Consider the following 19,438-nt stretch of genomic DNA (forward strand, 5'->3'; position numbering starts at 1 on the left):
GAAACCCTGTTACTACAACTTTCTCGTTGGACTTCCCAGCTTTTCCTTAAGCATTCTTTCGCGCGTCACACCCACGCCGATGAAATAGCCGATAAAGCCAGCGCCTATTGCAGCTTGCAGGGCAAACAACAATGAAGCGATCTCTTCGCTGGCGGGTTCGAGTAACGGCTCAAACCACGGTTTATAGTCGGGGGCAATCTCGCCGATCATGTCCTTGGCCTTGTCGTCGGACCCGCCAAACAGCTTGATTTCCGGCGCCCCATCGATAGCTTCCGGCTTTTGCACCATCCAGAAAGGGATGATCGCCAACACGACCACCATCAACAACATCATCAGATTCTTGCTCTTGCTCATGACTGCGCTTCCAATTCACGTGCAAAGCCCATCTCCCTGAGTTCCTTTGGATTAAATCTTGCCAAGGCATTGAAGATCAGCACTGTCAGCAATCCTTCGCTAATGGCCAGCGGGATTTGGGTAATCGCGAAAATTCCAGCAAACTTGGCCAGCGATGCGGCAAAGCCACCGACGGGATCGGGGAAGGCGAGCGCTAATTGCACCGATGTCGTGACATAAGTCATCAAATCACCGAGACAAGCCGCGAAAAACACGCCCACAGCCAGCGAGGCGCCAAGCATCCGAGCGATCTTGTAAATTCCCCAGGCCACAAACGGCCCGACTATAGCCATGGAAAAGACATTGGCACCCAGCGTCGTCAAACCACCATGTGCCAGCAGCAATGCTTGAAATAGGAGGACAACGAGTCCAACAGGTGCCATCGCGGCTGGACCGAACAGAAGCGCGCCGAGACCTGTCCCAGTGGGATGAGAGCAGCTACCGGTCACAGAAGGTAGCTTGAGGGCTGAGAGTACGAAAGCGAAAGCAGTGCCGACACCCAACAACATGCGTTGCTCAGGGTTGTGAGCAATCTGTTTTTTGATCGACGAAATGCCCCAGGCAACAAACGGCAAGGAGGCGACACTCCAGCCAATGGCATGCTCAACGGGCAGAAAACCTTCCATGATATGCACGATTCACCTCATTTCTCGAATACTGCTCGGGAAAATGGGAATCAGATCGGAAGATGGGCTATCAATAGCGTCGACAACAAAAACACTACCGGCAGCGAATCGTCAGAACCTCACCCCTCACCCCGAGGATTGGCACTACATTCGTTCCAGGCCGGTCTTCTGGCTCACCTTCATCCTCCTCCAGCGCCTTCCCATGCGAAAACGTCGCACAGTGGCATATTGCTGGACTCGTCAGGCTTACAGCAGCGGGGGGCTGCACCGGAATTATCATCAAGGCAATTGATGACGCCACCGGTTTCCCGTTTAACCCTGCTCCACGGTTGCAAAGCAGGACACCTAAAACTAAGGGAAAGTCTACCTTTTCAAACCCATCGAGGCAATGCGGCTTTCCACAATCATGATTCGTTCCGTGCAGATCCAACTCTTGCGTAATCAGTTGAGCAGATCCCAGTGTCTGTTTTCTGAAACGTTGCTGCCGTTACTTAACGACAAGTCAATGGCTGCTTCGGCCGGATTCTGTTGAAAAACTCCTTCGATGCACGTTTCGGTGGTTTTTTAGGGGTGCTGAAACCCTTCCCCAAGCGACTATCATCGATCGTAGAGCGATTCTGAAGGTCGAAAAATTCTTTATTGCGCTGGCGCGATTGCAAACGGAGTTTTTCAACAGAATCGCCGAGGACTTGCCTGTGAGCATTTGCTTTTAGTGTCCGCACTACTTCATGAAACGCGACATGGACCGACTCCCGAGCAAGGACAAATCAGGAGTCGAGGCATTCAGCTAGCAAACGGGTTATCTCGATGATCGGAGGCTTTGTTGTAGCCCTACTAGCATAGGGACATACAACCACTTTTCGCGAGCATATGCTAATAACCCACCAGGCTTATCCATCGACGGTCGACAAGCCTGGGCGGCTGGTAAGGCTCTGCAGCGCTTTTTCAATACACGGCTTGGTATTGCACCTAGAGTCTACGCGGACATGGTTGAGCGCTTGTGCGAATCGGCGGTTGAGGTCGGCGCAGAAGTGATCGAAGCGGCCAGGAACGAATCACGCTGGCGTTCGGTTGCCAAGCAGATGGTGCATGCCTGGAATGAAGGCATGGTATCGCTGCGTGACCCTAAGAGGTCCGTGGAGCTTCGGGGCTTGGATACTGCAATTGCCGCAGCTTGTTTTTCCGAACCAGAGCCCCCGGAACAAACCCATGTGACGATCGGTCGCTCTGAACTACTGGCTCCACAGCAGCGCAAACGATAATTTTTGAGATACTTTCATTATCTTGGGATTGGCTTTTTAGCCGATATGACAGATAAAAGTATCGAGGCTTTCCAAAACCTGAATTTGAAAAGCCGAACATCGGCAAGCTCGTCTTAGACTCGTTCGATAAACGAGTCGAATGCTTCGATGGGTAGCGGCCGACTGATGAGGAAACCCTGGTAGGCACTGATGCAAGACGTCACATTGCGCTTCGGTCCCTTCCTACGACCTCGTCGGCAGATAGCGGTATAAGATTCGACATCAAGTCCCCTCTCAGTCTTGTAGCTGATTCTCCAAGCACGGTTCCGGAGCTGGAATATCCCACCCGCAAATGAATAAAGAATAGCAACGATAGTTCCATACGAACTTTCGGTGAAACCATATCGTCATAAATAGTAGTTAATATTCTCCGGCTCATATCTCAATGGGATTTGATTCACGTGCTCTAGGACATCCATCGTTGTCGCATACACATTACGACGTACTGCACGTCGCCTTTGGTGTTTTGATTTCGTCGCATACTAAGTCTTCATGAAACCACTCTCCATCGCTCAACGACTCATTGTTCTGATCTTGATCGCTTTTGTCGCGCTACTGGCGGTCGGCGCCGTCGGCTTCTATGCCACGTTGAATACGACCCGGAGCATTCAACACATTCAGGATAAGAATATTGCCGCCATTGAGAAACTGGGTGATGCACGGCAAGCGTCCATGCTGGTCCGCGTATATTTCTATCGGCTTGTACTGGCGAAGGACCCGACCGCTAGAAAGCAGGCCAGCGACAACATCCTCGAATTCCAGGCCGCTGTCCGCCAGGCCTTCGCGGACTACGAACAAGTCGTCGTCGGAGACCAGGACAAACAACTTTTCGAGCGCGACAAAGCGCTCGTCGGCGCGTATTTCGGCATCGTTGGTCGCGCCATCGACAAGGTACTCAAGGGCGAATTCGACGAAGAGTACGAAAGCATCCTGGCCGAGGGCGCCGCGGCCAGCACCGCAGCCAGAAAAGCCATGGACGAACATGTTACGTTCAACAAAACGGATTCGATGGTGTCAGTGACCGAAGCCATCGAAAACGGACGGCAGGCCGGGCATATTGCGTTGATGACCTTCCTGTGCGGCTCGGCAGTGCTGGTCGGCTTTGGTTACTGGCTGTTCAGAGACATACAGGGGGCGCTTCGGCGGATACAAGCCGTCATGGCCCATATCGCCGGTCATCTCGATTTCACCGTTCGCGCGGACTCAACCCGGAATGACGAGATCGGACAGGTCAGCCAAGCACTAAACGATTTTCTGACCAAGCTCGAGCGCAGTCTGATATCGATTTCGCGTCGCGCAACTTCCGTATCGAATTCGGCCGGCCAGATGGCGACTACGGCTAACCAGGTGGCTACCGCGTCTCATCACCAGAGCGAGGCGGCGTCGGCGATGGCCGCAACAGTCGAGGAAATGACGGTAAGTATTAATCATGTCGCCGACCGGGCACAACAAACGAGTGTGTTCGCTAGCGAAGCGAATCGCCTCGGCGCGGACGGCGAACGCCTGATCGACCAGACGACACAGGAAATCCGGGAGATTGCGACAAAGGTGGATGACGCGGCGGAACTCATCCATGGGCTGGAACAGCACAGCCAAAAAATTGAAAGCGTCATTCAGGTCATCAAGGACATCGCCGACCAGACCAACCTTCTGGCGTTGAATGCAGCGATCGAGGCCGCCCGCGCCGGAGAGCAAGGACGCGGATTCGCGGTCGTCGCCGACGAAGTCAGAAAGCTCGCGGAGCGGACCTCCTCCTCGACGCAGGAAATCGCCGAGACGATCGGCGCCATGCGATCGAGCACACTGGACGCCGTTGCCAGCATGGAGCGGGTCGTCAGCAAGGTTGGAAATGGCGTCAACTCGTCGCAACAAGCAAATGGTCTGATGAGGGAGATCAGCGAGGGCGGCCAAGGTGGCGCGACGATGATGCGGGAAATTGCCAACGCGATCCACGAGCAGGGTGCGGCTACCAACAGCATCGCCGTTCAGGTCGAACGCATCGCCCAGATGTCGGAAGAAAGCAGCGCGGCGGCGCAAAACAGCGCCCAAGCCGCCAAGGATCTCGATGATCTTGCTGCCGAAATGCAAAGAATCGTCAACGCCTATCGTCTTTCCGAGGAAAGTGCCGAATGACGACAGTTTGTGCCCGGCGTTGCGGCGCATATTGCGCCTGCTGAGTGCCCCCCGAACCTGTCAGTCTCCAATATCTCGGCCCAGACCTTCGTCGGTGTGACGACTCTGGCATGCGGCGGATACATCAAGGCACCCGAGGCCGGCGCGCTAATCTACGTCAGCGGCTGGCGCCAAGTTCGTCGGCGGTTCTCGACTCCCCTGTACAGCGACGGGCATCTTCCCGACATAGAACAACCCGCTGTCGATGACGGTAATCGGAAAGCACCTGGCATGGAGCGGATTCTCGAGACGCTGGAGCGATTCAGGCATCTCACCAACAAGAACATCATCCGGCATTCCGGATCCGGGAATTACGGCCCTGTTGTTCAAGCTGGCGACTATCTCTTGACAAGGTCATTGATGCACAAACCCCACTGAACTCATCAATCAAGTGTTCAGGAGTCTCGCCACTACCGAACAAGCGCTTTTCTCGGGCAAGACGCCACGATAACAAGAACGTAATATTTTGTTGCTATTGTCACTCGTCCGCTATTTTCTCTCGTATGCTTGTTGATTCGTGATGGTCGAGCCATTCGATTCTATTTTTCGCTGGCGCTCCCGCGAGAAATTCCGCTGTTCAATCGCGTTGGACGGATGGACCGGCATGCTCATCCTCTCGATAGGCATCGCCGTAGTGTTTTTTGCCTTCGTTTGGGGGTTAGTGAAAAATACCACCCAACGCGAGGAAGATATCGCCCTGCAAGCAGCAATCCGTCGCAATATCAACATCTCGACCATTGCAAAAGCAGACCTTGAGCAGGTGATCAGCAAGACTAAGGCATTTTCCAATCTCGCCATTGCCTTGCTTAACGGCAATCGATCCGTCGCTGGCCATCTCAATCCGACAGCGAACGGTGATCAGGAATACCTGCGAATCGTCGTGCTGGACCAGTCGGGCAAACTGATCCATTCATCCGCGCGTCAGGTGACCGAAGTGATGGCTGAGGCGCTCACCAAAGAAATTGTCCCGGCGTTCCATAAGGATCCGGAATCCCGGGATGTCCTCGTTGGCCGACCAGACCGTAACGATTCGTGGCGCGTCCCGCTTCTCCTCAAATTACCCGGACAAGGCGAAGAGCTGGGATATCTCGTCGCAGTTTTGGACTTAGGATACTTTCTCCGGCTATTTAAGGACATCGATATTGGCCATGACGGCCGTATCGAAATCATCGGGACAGATGGATTTCAGTTCGCCGAATTACGCAGGGGAACGCTGTCATCGGGACGGAATTACCGTGATAGCGATTATCAAGAGCGGATTCTGCGACACCCGACCAGCTTTGGTACTGTCAAGCGTCCAGGCGATGATGGCGAAAGTATCTACGCAGCATATCGGCTTGAAAATTTTCCTTTGATCATAGCGACCACAGTTAGTGTTAGCGAAGTGCTCGTCGCTACTAAGGAACGACAAAAATATGTCGAGAGGATTGCCGTTCTCGCCTCGATCGCTGTCTTGTTGGGTACTGTGGTGCTCATTAGAACAACGTACGGAAGGCGGAAGATCCAGATGGCGCTGGAACGTTCCCAGGCGGAAAATAGCGAGTTAATACGACAGTTGGAAGAAAAATCGCAGCATGCCTACAAGTTGGCTTCACATGATCATTTAACTGGTCTTCCAAATCGCATGCTGTTTACCGAATTCGCTGCCGCACACTTGACTCGAGCACGGCGAAGCCAGCGATATCATGCAGTATTTTTCGTCGATCTCGATCATTTCAAAGCGATTAACGATACGTTGGGCCATCGGATTGGCGATATCCTGCTGCAAGAAGTTGCCAAGCGTTATCGCGCCAGCTTGCGGGAATCAGACCTCGTCGCCCGTTTTGGCGGAGATGAATTTGTCATGTTGATCAATGATATTGAATCGATTGACAGCATCGGGAAGATTGCGGAGAAAATCTTATCCACCGTCAAGGATCCATTTCTCGACCTGGACGGGCACAATCTCGAGACGAGCCCGAGCATAGGCATTGCCATTTGTCCCCAGGATGGCGAAAACATCGACGTGCTGCTAAAGCATGCGGATGCCGCAATGTACGTCGCGAAAGCCGCCGGGCGCGGAACCTATCGCTTCTTTGACGAAGGGCTGAATAGAAAATCCGGTTACGAGTTGGAACTGCTCCGGGACATGCGCCATGCCATCCGGGTGGGAGAATTCTTTTTGCATTTCCAACCCCGGGTGGAGGCTTACGGCTATACACTCAGCGCCCTGGAAGCATTGGTGCGGTGGCAGCATCCTCGATTCGGGTTGATTTATCCGAACGATTTCATTTCCATTGCAGAGAAAAACGAATTGATCATACCCTTGGGGCAACTCGTCATCGAACTGGCATGCGATCAGATCGTTGATTGGCGGCGAAGGGGGATCCCCGCGGTGCCGATTGCGGTGAACATCTCGGCCAAACAGCTGAAGAGCGGGGAATTTGTCGGCAAGTTCATCAGTACGCTGGTTGCCCGTGATGTTCCTCCACAGCTCATTGAAATCGAGTTAACGGAAAGTTGCTTCGTCGAAGATATCGACGACATTTCCGGGAAACTGAAAGAAATTGCCGCCTTGGGCATCCGTATCTCGATCGACGATTACGGAACAGGCTTCGCGAATATCGGACATTTGAAAGAGTTCGCTGTGCATTCCATCAAGATCGACCGGTCATTTGTCCGCGAAATAAACAATACTACGAACGACGCCATCATTGTTGACTCAATCATTACGCTGGCACACAAACTTGGTTTGTTCGTCGTCGCCGAAGGCGTTGAAACGAAAGACCAGTTGACCCATCTGAAATCCGTCGGATGCGATCAATTCCAAGGTTATTATTTCCATCGCGCAGTGCCTGCAAAAGACATTGAAAGCGTCTTGAAAAACGGAAAATTTTTGCCATGATTCTTGCCATTTCTCGTTTCGTAGCCGTCAGTGTCGCCGTGTTCGCAGGTCACGCCATGAGCGCGGAATGCGACAATCCGACGACGCTTAACTTTCTCCTGATTCCCCAAAGCAACGCTGACAAGGGCGTTTCAGCGATGCAACCGTTGTTGGCAGAACTGGAAAAGGAAACGGGGAAAAAAGTCAAAACCAATATACCGCCTTCATATGGCGCAGTGGTCGAGAGTCTGCTGGCAGAAAGTACGGACATCGCCATGCTTGGTCCTGCTAGTTTCGCCAGTGCCATGTCCAACGGAGCCGCCATCCAAGTTTTCGCCAGCTATTCTGCGAAAGCGGGGCCATTCCAAGACGAAGGGCCGTATTACCACTCCCTGTTGGTGGTGCGCAACCGCTCGCAATTCACCAGCATAGAGAAACTGAAAGGATCCACGTTGAGTCTGGTGGATCCTCTAAGTACGTCCGGATCGGTTATCCCGAGGCACTTATTTTCTCCAATGATCGGCGGCTCTCTCGAGAAATACTTCGGCCGCATCGTCTATACCGGTGGGCATGACAAATCAGCCGCGGCTGTTCTCGACGGACGGGCTGACGCGGCCTTTGTATCGACGCTTCTCCTCTCGGAGTTTATTCGCGAAGGTAAAGGCATTGAAAATGACTATAGAATATTGTGGAAATCCGAGCCCATTCCGCTCGACCCATTCGTCTATAGAACGCGTTTGTGCGCACCGATCAAAGAAAAGATACGTAAAGTGTTTCTCACCGCAACGGAGAACTCCCACAAGGCGACGCTACAGTGGTTGAACGCCAGCCGTATTGTCGCCTTCAGCGGGGAAAATTACAGGACCATAAGCCAGATCATGCAGAGTCTGCCCAAATAGGAATCAACTCGCCGCAGCATGTAATTTAGGTCGAGTATTTCAATGGCACAACTCTGAAAGGATAGATCCCTTCCGGTCACCCGTTCGGCGTTTTCAATCTTGGCGAAGTGCATCCATGAGTGCTTATTGCGCAATAAAAGCGATTATACGTAGTTGAGTCTATCGACTTCAGCAGATGTTAAAGTGCTGGTTTATTAAACTCGAAGAGGGATACTGAGTGTGCTGTTTGAATGAGCACGACGACAAATGCCTTCGTTGTTATATAGCAAATCGTAGGACAATCGACATTTTATATGGAAACAGCCAAGCTAGCAGACCTGAGAGAAAAACTGGATATTGCTCAAGCGATCATGGATGCCGATCATCAGCGTTGCAATCGCTTGGTCGCGCAAATGATAGAGCTGAGCAGTTTCCCAAACATGCGATTTGAAATATTCGGAGAACTGGTTCAGGAATTAAAGCAATACGCACTCTCTCATTACGCTCGGGAAGAATCATTCATGGAGATTTGCGAATTCCCGGGCGCGGCAGAACACAAACGCGAACATGCACAGCAGTTGAACGAAATATCCAAAATTTCAGTTGCAGTCATGCGAAATGACCAGCCCGCTGCCCATCAACTGATGCTGTGTATTTTCGCGACTTGGCAAAAGCACAGGGATAATCAGGATATCAAACTCAGTGATTTTATTTGTGTGCTTGAGCATTAGTCGGAAAAGGTCATCAGACTACGAAGCTAACAGCAGATGCGGAGCCTTTTTTCCATCTGACAGTCCGTGGTGTGACCAACGGCTAACCGGCGTTCAGGTTATTTCAAATAAACACAACATCAGCCAGACCAACCTCAATCCGGAGGTTTGCACCATAGCAGACAAGTTTGCGCATCTTGCTTTTCACGGCGGCGACAACAAACAAATTCTCTATCGCGTCACGTGACGATTTCTGCTGAGTGATGCCTCTAAACAAATGATCTCTTAGGCTGACAACCCGCCCGACTACAATAAGTTTGTTTCCCATAATCCTGTGACAATAAACTGTTTAGCGCGCTTGCGTTGTGTTCAATGTTGAAGATACCAACATCAATGACGAAAAGATTGCATATGGCTTTTAAGATCGGTGCTGAGCTCCGAAAGATGTCTTTCCATTTCAGCACCAATTTGGTCATATATTTCAATAGCTGTCTGGTTTCTTCCCTTGAGAGAGTCGATATGAATGTTGTAGAAAATATCTCGAATTTTTCGGTGGCTAGCCAAATAGCGCTGTTTCACCGAGTTCGGTAATGTAGTGACTCCGAGCATTTCCTCTTCACGTAGGAAATAAGTATCTGCGGCATTGACCAGCAGCCGAAATCTTTCGATAAAAGTCTGACTGGTGATCGTGTGTAATGGGCTCAGTTCGAGCAATTTGACCAGTCGGATCAACTCGTCACAGTTCTCGTACAAGTTGAGATGTTTGCCGGTGACGATATGCGCGTGGCGTTCCTGTGTTCTCATCAGAGAATCTCCCATTTATAGGATGCCCGACTAGTCTTGCATTCGATGATGTAAAAACGATGACAAACATATTTCACGCGCTCGATTCGGCCGTGTCGAGCGCATCGTTTCGGTCTGTTCTTAACCAATTTGCAACATGGCATCGCTATGCTCATTCGATCGAATAAAGATTGATAGCGATTTGTGATCGCGTTCGCTGCGATCGGTGAGTTACATATGGACACCACTCATAACACACAGCAGGACCGGGCAGCGTCCGTGGCGTTGCCAATCAAAGAAAAGCTGAGCGAACTGGTTCGCTACGCCTCGATTACGCGAGCGAAAACGCAAGCGAATGCGGAGTCAGTCGTGATCGGGGAGATGGAGTCTTCATTTCAGTCGGGACGGATTTTGGCGCCTCACATGGCGTTCATCCTGATATCCGGCGAAACGATCCGAATTACATTCAAGGCGCACTTTAGTATCAGGTCGGCAAAGAGACTGGCTTTCCGGATTTATGGAGGAGCTTCTGCAGAGCAGATTCGCGAGCGCCAAGCAATCGATTTCGTTAAAGAATACACCAATCTGGTTGCGGGCAATCTGGTAACCAGGCTCAGTAATGTAGGTGTTGAGGTCGGAATTAGCCTGCCTCTCGCGACAAGCGGTTTCTACGAGGTTTTCGCAGACTATATCGATAAGCAGATCCCGACCGTTGCGTGCAGCGATTTTTGGGAGTTGGATGTCGATGGGTACAAACTGTACTGCAGCGCCCAGTATGAATTTCTCAGCATCGAACGGCTCGCGAAACTTGCCGATGTTGTTGTTGAAGAGGAAGACGATGAAGAGATGGATTTCTTATGAGCCGCATTAACCTTGATCTGCAAGCGTCGCACAAAATGCTGATGCTACTGGACGAAGCAAACGCGAACACCGAGTCGGTCATCGATCTCATGCCAGGGATTTTTCTCGTGTTGAACGAGAATCACGAAGTCTTGCGAGCTAATCAGGGATTCCTCGAATTGTTTGGGTTCGATGCAGAAGATATATTTAGAGCGCCACTTGCCCGGTTCTTCCGCAAGGAAAACTGGAGTGTCTTTGCCCATAATATCAGGCAAGTTGTTGAAGCCAGCGAGCCCTACCCGATGTTGCGATTCGAAATGGGGCTTTCGACAAAAGCTGGGGAGACAGAGAGCCCATTTCACTGGACGCTAACTCGGCGAATTGTTAAGAATCAGGGCGAAGGTCGGTTGGTCATGGTTTTTGGTGATGACATTTCTGGTCTGCGTGAAGCTGAACGGCGATTGTCGAGGGTGTTTACGAGTATTCCGTTGGGGATTTTTACAATAGACGGAAATGCGCAGATCAGCGATACCTATTCAAGTTATCTCGAGTCGATGCTTGGCCAAGGCGCGCTTGCCGGCGAATGCATCGAGGACGTCTTGTTTGGTCCTGCAATGGCCACGATGTCACCAGAAGCTGTCGCCGGTGTATTGGCTATACGCGAATGTTTGGGACGGTCTGAGCTGACATATGGAAATTATCTGCGCGTCTTCCCGAAGGAAATCTATCACGATCCCGATCCCAGTGTTCGCGAAGGGCGCTGGCTTCGGATCACTTATCAGCCCATCGTGTTCGACGGCTTTGTCGACCAAATGTTAGTCATACTTGAGGATCGAACAGCAATCGTCAATGCCGAGCGGGAGATGCTCGACGCTGCGCGTGAGCGAGAAAAATCGCAGGCTCTGGAGCGACAGAGCATGGAATTCTACGAGCGCGCAATTCGCGACCCGCTAACCGGTTTGTACACCCGTTTGTACATGAAGGATGCTGTCGCAGCTTTGCTCTGGAGCCACGACCGCGAACAAATTCATGAAGCGTCAATGGTGATTTTCGATATTGACCATTTTAAGAGAGTTAACGATACGTACGGTCATAAGAGTGGTGACGTGATTCTGGCTTCGGTCGGTCAGAAGATCCTTGAGTTATGCCCAGAACAAGCTATTCCCATTCGCCTTGGTGGGGAGGAATTGGCTGTCTTTACTCCACATGGGCTCGTGGAGACGCTGGCGCTGGCTGAAAGTATCCGCCGTTCGATCGAGTCGATGGTCTGCGCTTTGGGGGGTGAATCGATTTGCGTCACCGTCAGCGGCGGTGTTGCCGAGCATATTCGGGGAGAATCTGTCGATGATTTGATGCAGCGTGCCGATGGGCTCCTTTACGCTGCGAAGGCCGATGGGCGCAACCGGATTAGTGCGGATGTCGAGATGGCCGGATTGATTTGAAAGGGAGAGTAATGCCAAACGTATTGGTCGTGGACGATTCCGAAACGGTTCGCACGCAACTCAGAAACGATCTCACTGAACAGGGATATCAGATTTTTGAGGCGGGTAACGGGGTCGATGCGTTGAAATTTCTAATTCAATGGGAACAACCGATTGACCTGATCTTCTGTGACATCAACATGCCTGAAATGGACGGGCTGTCATTGTGCAGGGAGTTGCACAAAGATCAGTCGCTTGCGCGTATCCCGATATTCATGCTGACAACCCAGACAAATTCCGAAATGAAGCAATTGGGAAAGGAAAACGGCGTCATCGCATGGATTGTCAAACCCTATGAGAAGAAAAAAGTTATGAACGGCGTCGCCAAAGTGCTAGGCATCGCGTAGGTGCGGCAAGACCCCGCCGGGATGATGAAACGGTTTCCGGCAGTTATGGCTTGATCGAAATGATCGTTGAGGTGGCGTCTTGCCGCCGGCATCTCATTTTTTGGGTCGCCCAGTCTTGATGCGCTCTATGGCTGCAACGGCTCTGGCGAAATCGCCATTGTCCAAAGTATTCAACATCACGATACCGGCTCGCAGCAATTCGCTTTTCTTTATCTCTATTCCCAGGGTCAGGGCACGTTGCTTCAATGCTGCGAACAGCGCGTAATCATCCTGAGGAATCGTGAAGCTATCACGTACGAGCTTGGGCTTCTTGGCTTTTTCGGCTTTTGGCGGTTTCGGCGATGCAACTGCTTTCACCGTACGTTCCCGGCTGGGATTCTTGGTAGTCTTGGTCTCGGACTTCTTGGCTGCACCTAAGGTAGGCGGGCTGTCGGTCATTGCATCTTGAGAGGTCGTCGGTTTCTTGGCCGAGGCTGCGCGTCTTGGCGTTCCCTTTTTTACAACTGCGGCAGCCTTCGTTCGCTTGGTGTTTGTTGCACTGGTCGCTGCTGGGGGAGCTGCATCTTCCTGCAACGATTGAGAGGCGATTTCCTGATTCATTTCATTTCCTGATGATGAAAGGTATAAACGGTATAAACAATATATGCGAAGTTGGCGATGAGTGCAAACGGAGGAGTGCAGAATCCGTTGCGATTATCGCCTTCGGTTCCTTCCACCGAAAAACATGAATATCGATGACGCATATCGATTCAACGCTTAGCGCTTCCAAAAACTGTAATTCGCTCAACAAAAACCATCTTAACAATATTGAAACTTCGCGCTGGCATCATCCATGAACTATTTAAGGCCGTTAAGGTTTGGATGATGATGTCAATATTTGAACCCGCTGTCCGCCTGGTGGGCAGGCTTTCTTTCCGCAATAAGCTACGTGCGACCGCGCTGATTTTCGGTATCCCGTTGCTGGTCTCGCTCGTGATCATTCTGGTGAGCATCGGCAATCGGGTTGCCGCAGTACAGTACGAGCGCGATGCGCTTGCGGCGCAGACGCCGGCATTGGCACTACTCGCTAATATTCATCAGTACGTAGCCACGACACAGGCTGTGCACGAGGGTACGGATGGATTAAGACTTCGTGCTGGAGTTGAGTACGAGCGCTTTGCCGATTCACTGAGAGCTCTTAAGACGTTTATTGCAGAGCGAAAAAGACTGCGTGGTTTCCTCACCGATAACGAGGCATGGCTGGCGAATCTAAGCGAATCGATTAAACAGGTTGAGTCCGATGACTTGTCCGACCTCGGCGAGGTGCATTCCCGTCTACGACAAATTGTCCGCGACGAACTCGACAAACTCAATGAACACGCTGCGTTACTCGTCGATGAAGAAACGGCCGGCAGCCGACTGATTGATGTCGTCACTTCCCAGATTCCTGAGCTTATCGATAACACCGGGCAGGCGGCCCAGTACGGTGTCGTTGCGCTCGCAACTAAAAAACTCAAAAGTAGCCGACGGAATGATCTGACACTAGTACGCGGCAATTTCAACGCGTTTGTCCAATGGAGTATGGACAAATTGCAGAAGGTGGCTCGAGATCGGCCCGACATGGGCGCCACACTCGACCAGGTGAGTGGTGAGTTAAATACTGCTTATCTCTCGGTCCAGGAAGCGCTGACCACCAAAATGCTGGATACGTCGGATTTCGACATGTCACCGGAAGCTTTTCTGGTCCTTACCGACGCTTCTTTGCGACAGTCGGTGGTGATTGTCGGAAAACTTCAGGCCGAAGCCGATATTTTGCTGGCGGAGCGGCAAGCCAATCTGGAATTGCAAAGGAATCTGGTCTGGATCGCGATTGCGGGGATTTTGGCCCTAGTTACCGCCGCGTTCATTTCGGCATACATATCGATCATGCGTGGTTTGAATGGACTTTCCGATGCCGTTAGTACGATGGCCTCCGGAGATTTAAGCGCACGCGCCCCGATTTCGACACAAGATGAAATCGGAGTTGTTGGTCAGCAATTTAATCGGATGGTTGAGAGCCTCGCAGAACGAACCGCGCTGTTGCATGAGAAAACCAATGACATCCAGAATATGTTGCACCACATGCCTCAGGGAATTCTCACCATCGTCGATGATTGCAGAATACATCCTGAATATTCCGTCTACCTTGAGACGATTTTCGAAACTCAGGATGTTGCCGGAAATTCTGCGACGCAGTTCATGTTTGACGGCAGCAATGTCGGTTCAGACATTCTTGACCAGGTTGAAACGACAATTGCGGCTTGCATAGGCGAGGATCGGATGAACTTCGATTTCAATTCGCATCTGCTGATCGAGGAATTTAGCAAGACCATGCCGGATGGTCGAGTCAAATATCTGGAGATGAGTTGGTCGCCGATTTGTGATGCCGCCGGAAGTGTTCAGAAGATCATGGTTTGCGTACGCGATGTCAGCGAGCTTCGCATACTGGAGGCAGAGGCAGAGCAGCAAAAACGCGAGCTGGAAATGGTTGGGCAGATCCTGGCGATCAGACAGGAAAAGTTCCACGAATTCATCGACAGTTCGAAAAAATTTGTCGCCGAAAATGAGTCGCTATTGCAGTCTGCCAATGACAAGAGTCCAGAACTCGTGGCGCAGCTCTTCCGCAATATGCATACGATCAAAGGCAATGCACGAACGCACGGACTTCTGTATTTGACTAACGTCGTCCATGAAGCGGAGCAGGCTTACGACGAATTACGCAAGAACGAAAAAGCCGTGTTCGTCAGGGAGGCTCTCCTTCTCCAACTACAGGAGGTCAGGGAAAGCATCGACGAGTATGCGTCGCTCAACGAACTCAAGCTGGGAAGGAGAGGGCCTGGGCGCAGAGGCAGTGCAGAGAAATACTTCATGGTGCCGCGCGAAAAGGTCGAGAAGATGATTTCCGAAATTGAGAGATTCGACAAGGACGCGTTGAAATCGAGGGATTCGTTTATTGTCGCCATGCAAACCATCAAGCACAACTTGATGCTGATCGGCACTGAATCGATAGGGGAAGTCCTTTGCGGCGTTTTCGATTCTCTACCTTCGCTTGCGGTCGAGCTTGGGAAAGAACCACCCATTTTGAAGCTGAATGATAACGGCATTCATGTTCGTAATCAGGTCGCCGATCTGTTACGCAATGTTTTCATGCATCTGTGCCGCAACGCCATAGACCATGGCATCGAAAATGCCACGGAACGGGGCGCTTCCGGCAAACCGGCGGCGGGTACGATCGAGGTGGTGGTCGAGATGGTTAACGAAAGACTGCTCATCCTGATCAAGGACGATGGGAGAGGTCTTGCGCTTCGCCGCATCCGCGAGAAAGCCGTTGGCAAAGGTATTCTTGCCGCAGATGCCGAAATGGAAGACGACGATGTCGCCAAATTAATTCTTGCACCTGGATTCTCGACGGCAAGCGCGGTTACAGAGATTTCGGGGCGAGGCGTCGGTATGGACGCAGTGCAGGATTTCGTCAAACGCGAGGGGGGCAGTATTCAGCTGCTGCTTACGGATGAAAATGAAGGGGCCGACTATCGCTCGTTTATGACCGCTATCACCTTGCCAGGAATATATGCGGTTGAATCGGTGTCGCGTCGGTTTGTGATGCAGGACATAAGTCTCCAGCCTCCGGAGAAAGCCGTATTGGGCGCTGCAAGGATATAGGCGGATGACTGATTTGATAATTCTCGCCGGCTTCGGTCTTGCTCTCCTGGCTTGTGTGGCATTGATCCTGAAATGCAATGTTTCAAAGAGAAAACATATCGAGAGCTTGTCGCGCGACCATGCGGAAAGTGTTGCCGCATTGAAAGCGGAAAACGAGGAGGTCGTTGCAAACGCACTTCGATCGGAAAAGCTGCTTGCGGAAGCCGATATGCAAATTCGGTCGCTGGTTTGTGAAAAAGACAATTTGCGGGAGAGCCTTGAACAGTTGCAGTTGGAATGCGACCGGGCTGCGACGGCGCATGCGGCGGAAGCAGAGGATCTGCGGAATGGCAACGCTACGCTCAAGCGTGATCTCATGGCCAGAGTCGATGACCTTTCGGTAGAAGTGGGCCATTTGAGAGATGTTGCCTACACGCTTGAGCATTGGCACGAGGACATGAATCTCCTCATTGCACAGAATCGGGAAATGCACAAACAGAACGAACAGTTCGGTTCGATCGTGCAGCACATTGTAATTCTCTCGCTCAATGCTGCCATCGAAGCCGCGCGGGCAGGCGAATCGGGACGAGGGTTCGCAGTGGTTGCCGATGAAGTCAGAAATCTCGCAGCTCGCTCGGAAGCCTTGTCAAAAGATTACAGCGCAAGTCTCTACAAGAATGATCTGACAACGACGGCGGCGTTTCAGGAAATCCAAGCTGACGGAAAGATGATCGTGGCGGCAATCAGCAGCATCGAATCGCAGATCGGCCAGATCAAAGGATGTTTGAGTTAACCGTATGGCAAAAATGCTGAGTGATCAGGGTAAGAAGAGTCTGGACCTGATATTTACCCGAGCGGCAAAGACGAATCTGGTGCGCGATCCGAATCACCAAATCAAGATTGAAATTTTGCCAGAAGCACGGCAAATGGAGGCGCTGGAGGAAAATCTAGTCGTTCTTACGATCTCGTCATATACCTTCAGGCTCATCGTCATGTTTCATGTAAATTCAAGTGGCGGGGCGGCGACCTACTACTCACGCGGAACTGAATTTGCGAGTTTGATCGAGGTCTTTGGCGAAATGGTGAATCAATGCTGTGGTGGAATGAACCGGGACCTTGGCAAGCATTTCCCACACATGGGAATGTCCACGCCTTCGCTTCTGAACAAGCGGTGTCTGCCATTTCTGAGGGAGTTGAATCCAACCGATGTGTCTCGTTATCGGATCAGCATCAACGATTCGTTTTCGATGCATGTTTCCTTGTGTTTCTGCGCCTTTGCTCCGATCGATTTTCGCATCGATGAACATGCGGCTGAAGAGGCATTAGGGGAGTTGGAGTTGTTTTGACCGTTAAGCCGGATGGCAATAGCCGATTGGATTTGTGTTGGGATTAGATCGAATTGTATGGAGCTAATGTGTCGGAAAAACTGGTGAGTAAAGTACTTGTGCTGGATAACGACGCTTCTTGTAGCGACGTGATTAAGGCTTTCTGCGACCAAAACGATCTCGTCGCGGTACGCGTGAGCGAAGATCGTTTGATGTCAGTGCTGGGATCTAACATCGACTTGGGCGCGATTTTCTATTCAGCGTCATACGGTGGCACTCGGGATGAAAATGTAGAAATTGCCAGGCGTATTCATGCCTTACGTCCAGAATTGCCAATCTTTCTGAGGCTGACATCGATGGAGGCAATGGATGACGTCGATGAGTCTATTCGACATGCCTTCTGCGCTTTCTATACAACTGGGGAAATGTCAGGGTTGAGAAAGGCAATCGACGAATACATTTTTAGCCTCGTCTATCCAAATGCTTTGGTTCGCGGAATTTCCGAGATGACCGAGATTGCGCTTGCCAGCCAGTTTGGGGCACATACCATTCATTGGGATACGCCATACGTGGTGCACGATCGCATGATCTTCGGCGAGGTATTTAGTCTGATTCCGCTCGAAAGCAGTTGGTGTCGCGGATACATGATGTTGCAAACAGAAGAGGACGCCATTCTCGACTTTTTGCGAGACGATCTGCGAAGACCACTGCCCGGTTTCCGTGAAGTAAATAGTCTTCTTGGTGAGATGACCAACCTTATCTGGGGCATGTTCAAGAATCGCTACATCGGTGATCACGCTCCAACGCTCAACGGTCAGATTCAAGTTCCCCTGATCGTAAATCATCAGCATAAATATGCGTCGTTCGGCACCGAGAATCCACAGCTTTGTTTTCTGTATACGCTGACGAACGAGCGTTCTGGGAAGTCCATCAGGCTATATCAGCGATTTATTTTCAATCTCACGTGGACGCCGGAAGAATTCAAGGAAGTTGCGCACGATGTCGCATCCCTGGTTGATACCGGTGAATTGGAATTGTTCTAAGCCTCTCTGTCTGAAAGGAGACGATATATGGCAAAAATTCTCGTAGTAGATGATTCGAGTACCGTTCGAGATGAGGTCGCGGGGTTTTTAAAAAATAACGGATTGGATGTCGCCACGGCGATCGATGGAAAGGATGGGTTAGCAAAGCTGAAAGCAGACGGTGGAATCAAGCTGGTGGTAAGCGATATCAATATGCCGAATATGGATGGCCTCACTATGGCTGAGAAAATTCGAGGTGAACTAGGCAATGGCTCCGTCAATCTCATCATGTTGACGACTGAAAGTAGCCCTAGCATGAAGGAACGGGGAAAAGCCGCTGGCGTCAAGGGATGGATTGTTAAACCTTTTAACGGTGCTGCCGTTTTAGAAACTTTTAAACGGTTAGCTCAGTAACTGTGCCATTGCGGTCGAGTAACAACAAAATTTTGATAGCAAGCCTCGTTGTCATGGAAACGAAACACGGTAAAGATATAAATCGTTAGCTTGTGGAAATTGCACAACAATTCTTTATCGATATTGTTTTCAGGCTAACTCATGCGGAAGATAGAAAATAGAGATTCAGCTCGAGCCGGTGCTTGGGCTGTTATCTACTGCACGAAAACAGGCAAAGTTTTACTGGGGAAACGCTCTTCAAGAGTCAACAAAGGAGGTGCCTGGAATCTGTTTGGTGGTCGTGTTGATGAAGGGGAGTTGCCCAAAGAAGCGTTGCTGCGTGAGCTGGAGGAAGAAGCCGGTTTAAGTATGGCCGCGCGGCGCATTTCCAAACTCGATACGGTGACTCGGAAGTCTCGCACGGGTAAGATAGAACGGAAATTGCACTACTACATAACGAAAACAAAGGAAGAATTTTCTCCGGACCTCAACCGAGAACACTGCGATTTTGGTTGGTTCAAGGTAAATCAACTACCCTCAAGATTCAACGGCCCCACATTAATCGCTATCAAACGCGGGTTTCTTGATAGAGCCATCAAAAATTATTACTGAGGGGATGGAAAAAGTGCTTTCCTTTGTCGGAT

The 19,438-nt window shown here is 51.0% G+C and carries 20 protein-coding genes and 1 riboswitch; of the genes, 15 read left to right on the forward strand and 5 right to left on the reverse strand.

Annotated features, from left to right (window positions below; translation table 11 throughout):
• Positions 1-12: 12 nt before the first annotated feature.
• Together BLR25_RS10785 and BLR25_RS10790 are read right to left on the reverse strand one after the other, a co-directional pair.
• On the reverse strand, positions 13-354 hold the full coding sequence (locus BLR25_RS10785) for an energy-coupling factor ABC transporter substrate-binding protein (RefSeq protein ID WP_091937456.1): 342 nt from the start codon (positions 352-354) through the stop codon (positions 13-15).
• Positions 351-1,019 carry an energy-coupling factor ABC transporter permease gene (locus tag BLR25_RS10790; protein WP_245715535.1) on the reverse strand — a complete coding sequence of 223 codons (669 nt, stop codon included), beginning with the start codon at positions 1,017-1,019 and terminating at the stop codon, positions 351-353. The genes BLR25_RS10785 and BLR25_RS10790 overlap by 4 nt, the downstream gene beginning before the upstream one ends.
• Before the next feature lie 141 nt (positions 1,020-1,160).
• Positions 1,161-1,383, reverse strand: a riboswitch (cobalamin riboswitch).
• 622 nt (positions 1,384-2,005) lie between these two features.
• Between BLR25_RS10790 and BLR25_RS10795 the strand changes: the two genes are divergently transcribed.
• From BLR25_RS10795 to BLR25_RS10820, 6 genes are all read left to right on the forward strand, one after another.
• Entirely contained in the window at positions 2,006-2,281 is a 276-nt protein-coding gene (locus tag BLR25_RS10795; RefSeq protein ID WP_218122704.1) for a hypothetical protein, read from the forward strand.
• Between the two features lie 531 nt (positions 2,282-2,812).
• Positions 2,813-4,453, forward strand: a complete 1,641-nt coding sequence (locus tag BLR25_RS10800) for a methyl-accepting chemotaxis protein (protein ID WP_091937460.1) — start codon at positions 2,813-2,815, stop codon at positions 4,451-4,453.
• Positions 4,454-4,462: 9 nt separating this feature from the next.
• Positions 4,463-4,870: a hypothetical protein gene (locus tag BLR25_RS10805; protein WP_091937462.1), complete on the forward strand. Its 408-nt coding sequence runs from the start codon at positions 4,463-4,465 to the stop codon at positions 4,868-4,870.
• A gap of 142 nt (positions 4,871-5,012) precedes the next feature.
• Entirely contained in the window at positions 5,013-7,376 is a 2,364-nt protein-coding gene (locus tag BLR25_RS10810; protein ID WP_218122705.1) for a putative bifunctional diguanylate cyclase/phosphodiesterase, read from the forward strand.
• Entirely contained in the window at positions 7,373-8,254 is an 882-nt protein-coding gene (locus tag BLR25_RS10815) for a phosphate/phosphite/phosphonate ABC transporter substrate-binding protein (RefSeq protein ID WP_091937464.1), read from the forward strand. Before BLR25_RS10810 ends, BLR25_RS10815 begins: the two co-directional genes overlap by 4 nt.
• 293 nt (positions 8,255-8,547) lie before the next feature.
• A complete protein-coding gene (locus BLR25_RS10820; RefSeq protein ID WP_091937466.1) occupies positions 8,548-8,964 on the forward strand; it encodes a bacteriohemerythrin in 417 nt (138 codons plus the stop codon).
• 103 nt (positions 8,965-9,067) lie between these two features.
• On the opposite strand, the gene BLR25_RS21270 is transcribed toward BLR25_RS10820, so the two are convergent.
• Entirely contained in the window at positions 9,068-9,271 is a 204-nt protein-coding gene (locus tag BLR25_RS21270; protein WP_091937468.1) for a hypothetical protein, read from the reverse strand.
• A gap of 62 nt (positions 9,272-9,333) precedes the next feature.
• Positions 9,334-9,747: a hypothetical protein gene (locus BLR25_RS10830; protein WP_091937470.1), complete on the reverse strand. Its 414-nt coding sequence runs from the start codon at positions 9,745-9,747 to the stop codon at positions 9,334-9,336.
• Positions 9,748-9,963: 216 nt separating this feature from the next.
• Here BLR25_RS10830 and BLR25_RS10835 point away from each other — a divergent pair, with 216 nt between their 5' ends.
• From BLR25_RS10835 to BLR25_RS10845, 3 genes are read left to right on the forward strand one after another with little or no spacing between them, the layout of a single operon-like run.
• Positions 9,964-10,587 carry a hypothetical protein gene (locus tag BLR25_RS10835; RefSeq protein WP_143009832.1) on the forward strand — a complete coding sequence of 208 codons (624 nt, stop codon included), beginning with the start codon at positions 9,964-9,966 and terminating at the stop codon, positions 10,585-10,587.
• Positions 10,584-12,008: a sensor domain-containing diguanylate cyclase gene (locus tag BLR25_RS10840; protein ID WP_091937474.1), complete on the forward strand. Its 1,425-nt coding sequence runs from the start codon at positions 10,584-10,586 to the stop codon at positions 12,006-12,008. The genes BLR25_RS10835 and BLR25_RS10840 overlap by 4 nt, the downstream gene beginning before the upstream one ends.
• Before the next feature lie 11 nt (positions 12,009-12,019).
• On the forward strand, positions 12,020-12,394 hold the full coding sequence (locus tag BLR25_RS10845; RefSeq protein ID WP_091937476.1) for a response regulator: 375 nt from the start codon (positions 12,020-12,022) through the stop codon (positions 12,392-12,394).
• A gap of 93 nt (positions 12,395-12,487) precedes the next feature.
• Here the strand turns inward: BLR25_RS10845 and BLR25_RS10850 are convergent, their stop codons facing one another.
• Entirely contained in the window at positions 12,488-12,994 is a 507-nt protein-coding gene (locus BLR25_RS10850; RefSeq protein ID WP_091937478.1) for a hypothetical protein, read from the reverse strand.
• A gap of 261 nt (positions 12,995-13,255) precedes the next feature.
• On the opposite strand from BLR25_RS10850, the gene BLR25_RS10855 reads away from it, so the two are divergent.
• From BLR25_RS10855 to BLR25_RS10880, 6 genes are all read left to right on the forward strand, one after another.
• Complete coding sequence (locus BLR25_RS10855; RefSeq protein ID WP_143009833.1) at positions 13,256-16,075, forward strand: HAMP domain-containing protein; 2,820 nt, start codon at positions 13,256-13,258, stop codon at positions 16,073-16,075.
• A gap of 4 nt (positions 16,076-16,079) precedes the next feature.
• The gene (locus tag BLR25_RS21770) at positions 16,080-16,847 is read left to right on the forward strand and encodes a methyl-accepting chemotaxis protein (RefSeq protein WP_281245577.1); all 768 of its coding nucleotides are present in this window, start codon (positions 16,080-16,082) and stop codon (positions 16,845-16,847) included.
• 4 nt (positions 16,848-16,851) lie between these two features.
• Complete coding sequence (locus BLR25_RS10865; RefSeq protein WP_091937482.1) at positions 16,852-17,400, forward strand: hypothetical protein; 549 nt, start codon at positions 16,852-16,854, stop codon at positions 17,398-17,400.
• Between the two features lie 68 nt (positions 17,401-17,468).
• Positions 17,469-18,422, forward strand: a complete 954-nt coding sequence (locus tag BLR25_RS10870; RefSeq protein ID WP_176785842.1) for a chemotaxis protein CheX — start codon at positions 17,469-17,471, stop codon at positions 18,420-18,422.
• A 27-nt stretch (positions 18,423-18,449) separates the two neighbouring features.
• Complete coding sequence (locus BLR25_RS10875) at positions 18,450-18,815, forward strand: response regulator (protein ID WP_091937486.1); 366 nt, start codon at positions 18,450-18,452, stop codon at positions 18,813-18,815.
• A 141-nt stretch (positions 18,816-18,956) separates the two neighbouring features.
• Positions 18,957-19,406, forward strand: a complete 450-nt coding sequence (locus BLR25_RS10880) for an NUDIX domain-containing protein (protein WP_091937488.1) — start codon at positions 18,957-18,959, stop codon at positions 19,404-19,406.
• The last annotated feature ends 32 nt before the right edge of the window (positions 19,407-19,438 follow it).

Source organism: Propionivibrio dicarboxylicus (assembly GCF_900099695.1).
In the GTDB taxonomy this organism is placed as follows: Bacteria; Pseudomonadota; Gammaproteobacteria; order Burkholderiales; family Rhodocyclaceae; genus Propionivibrio; species Propionivibrio dicarboxylicus.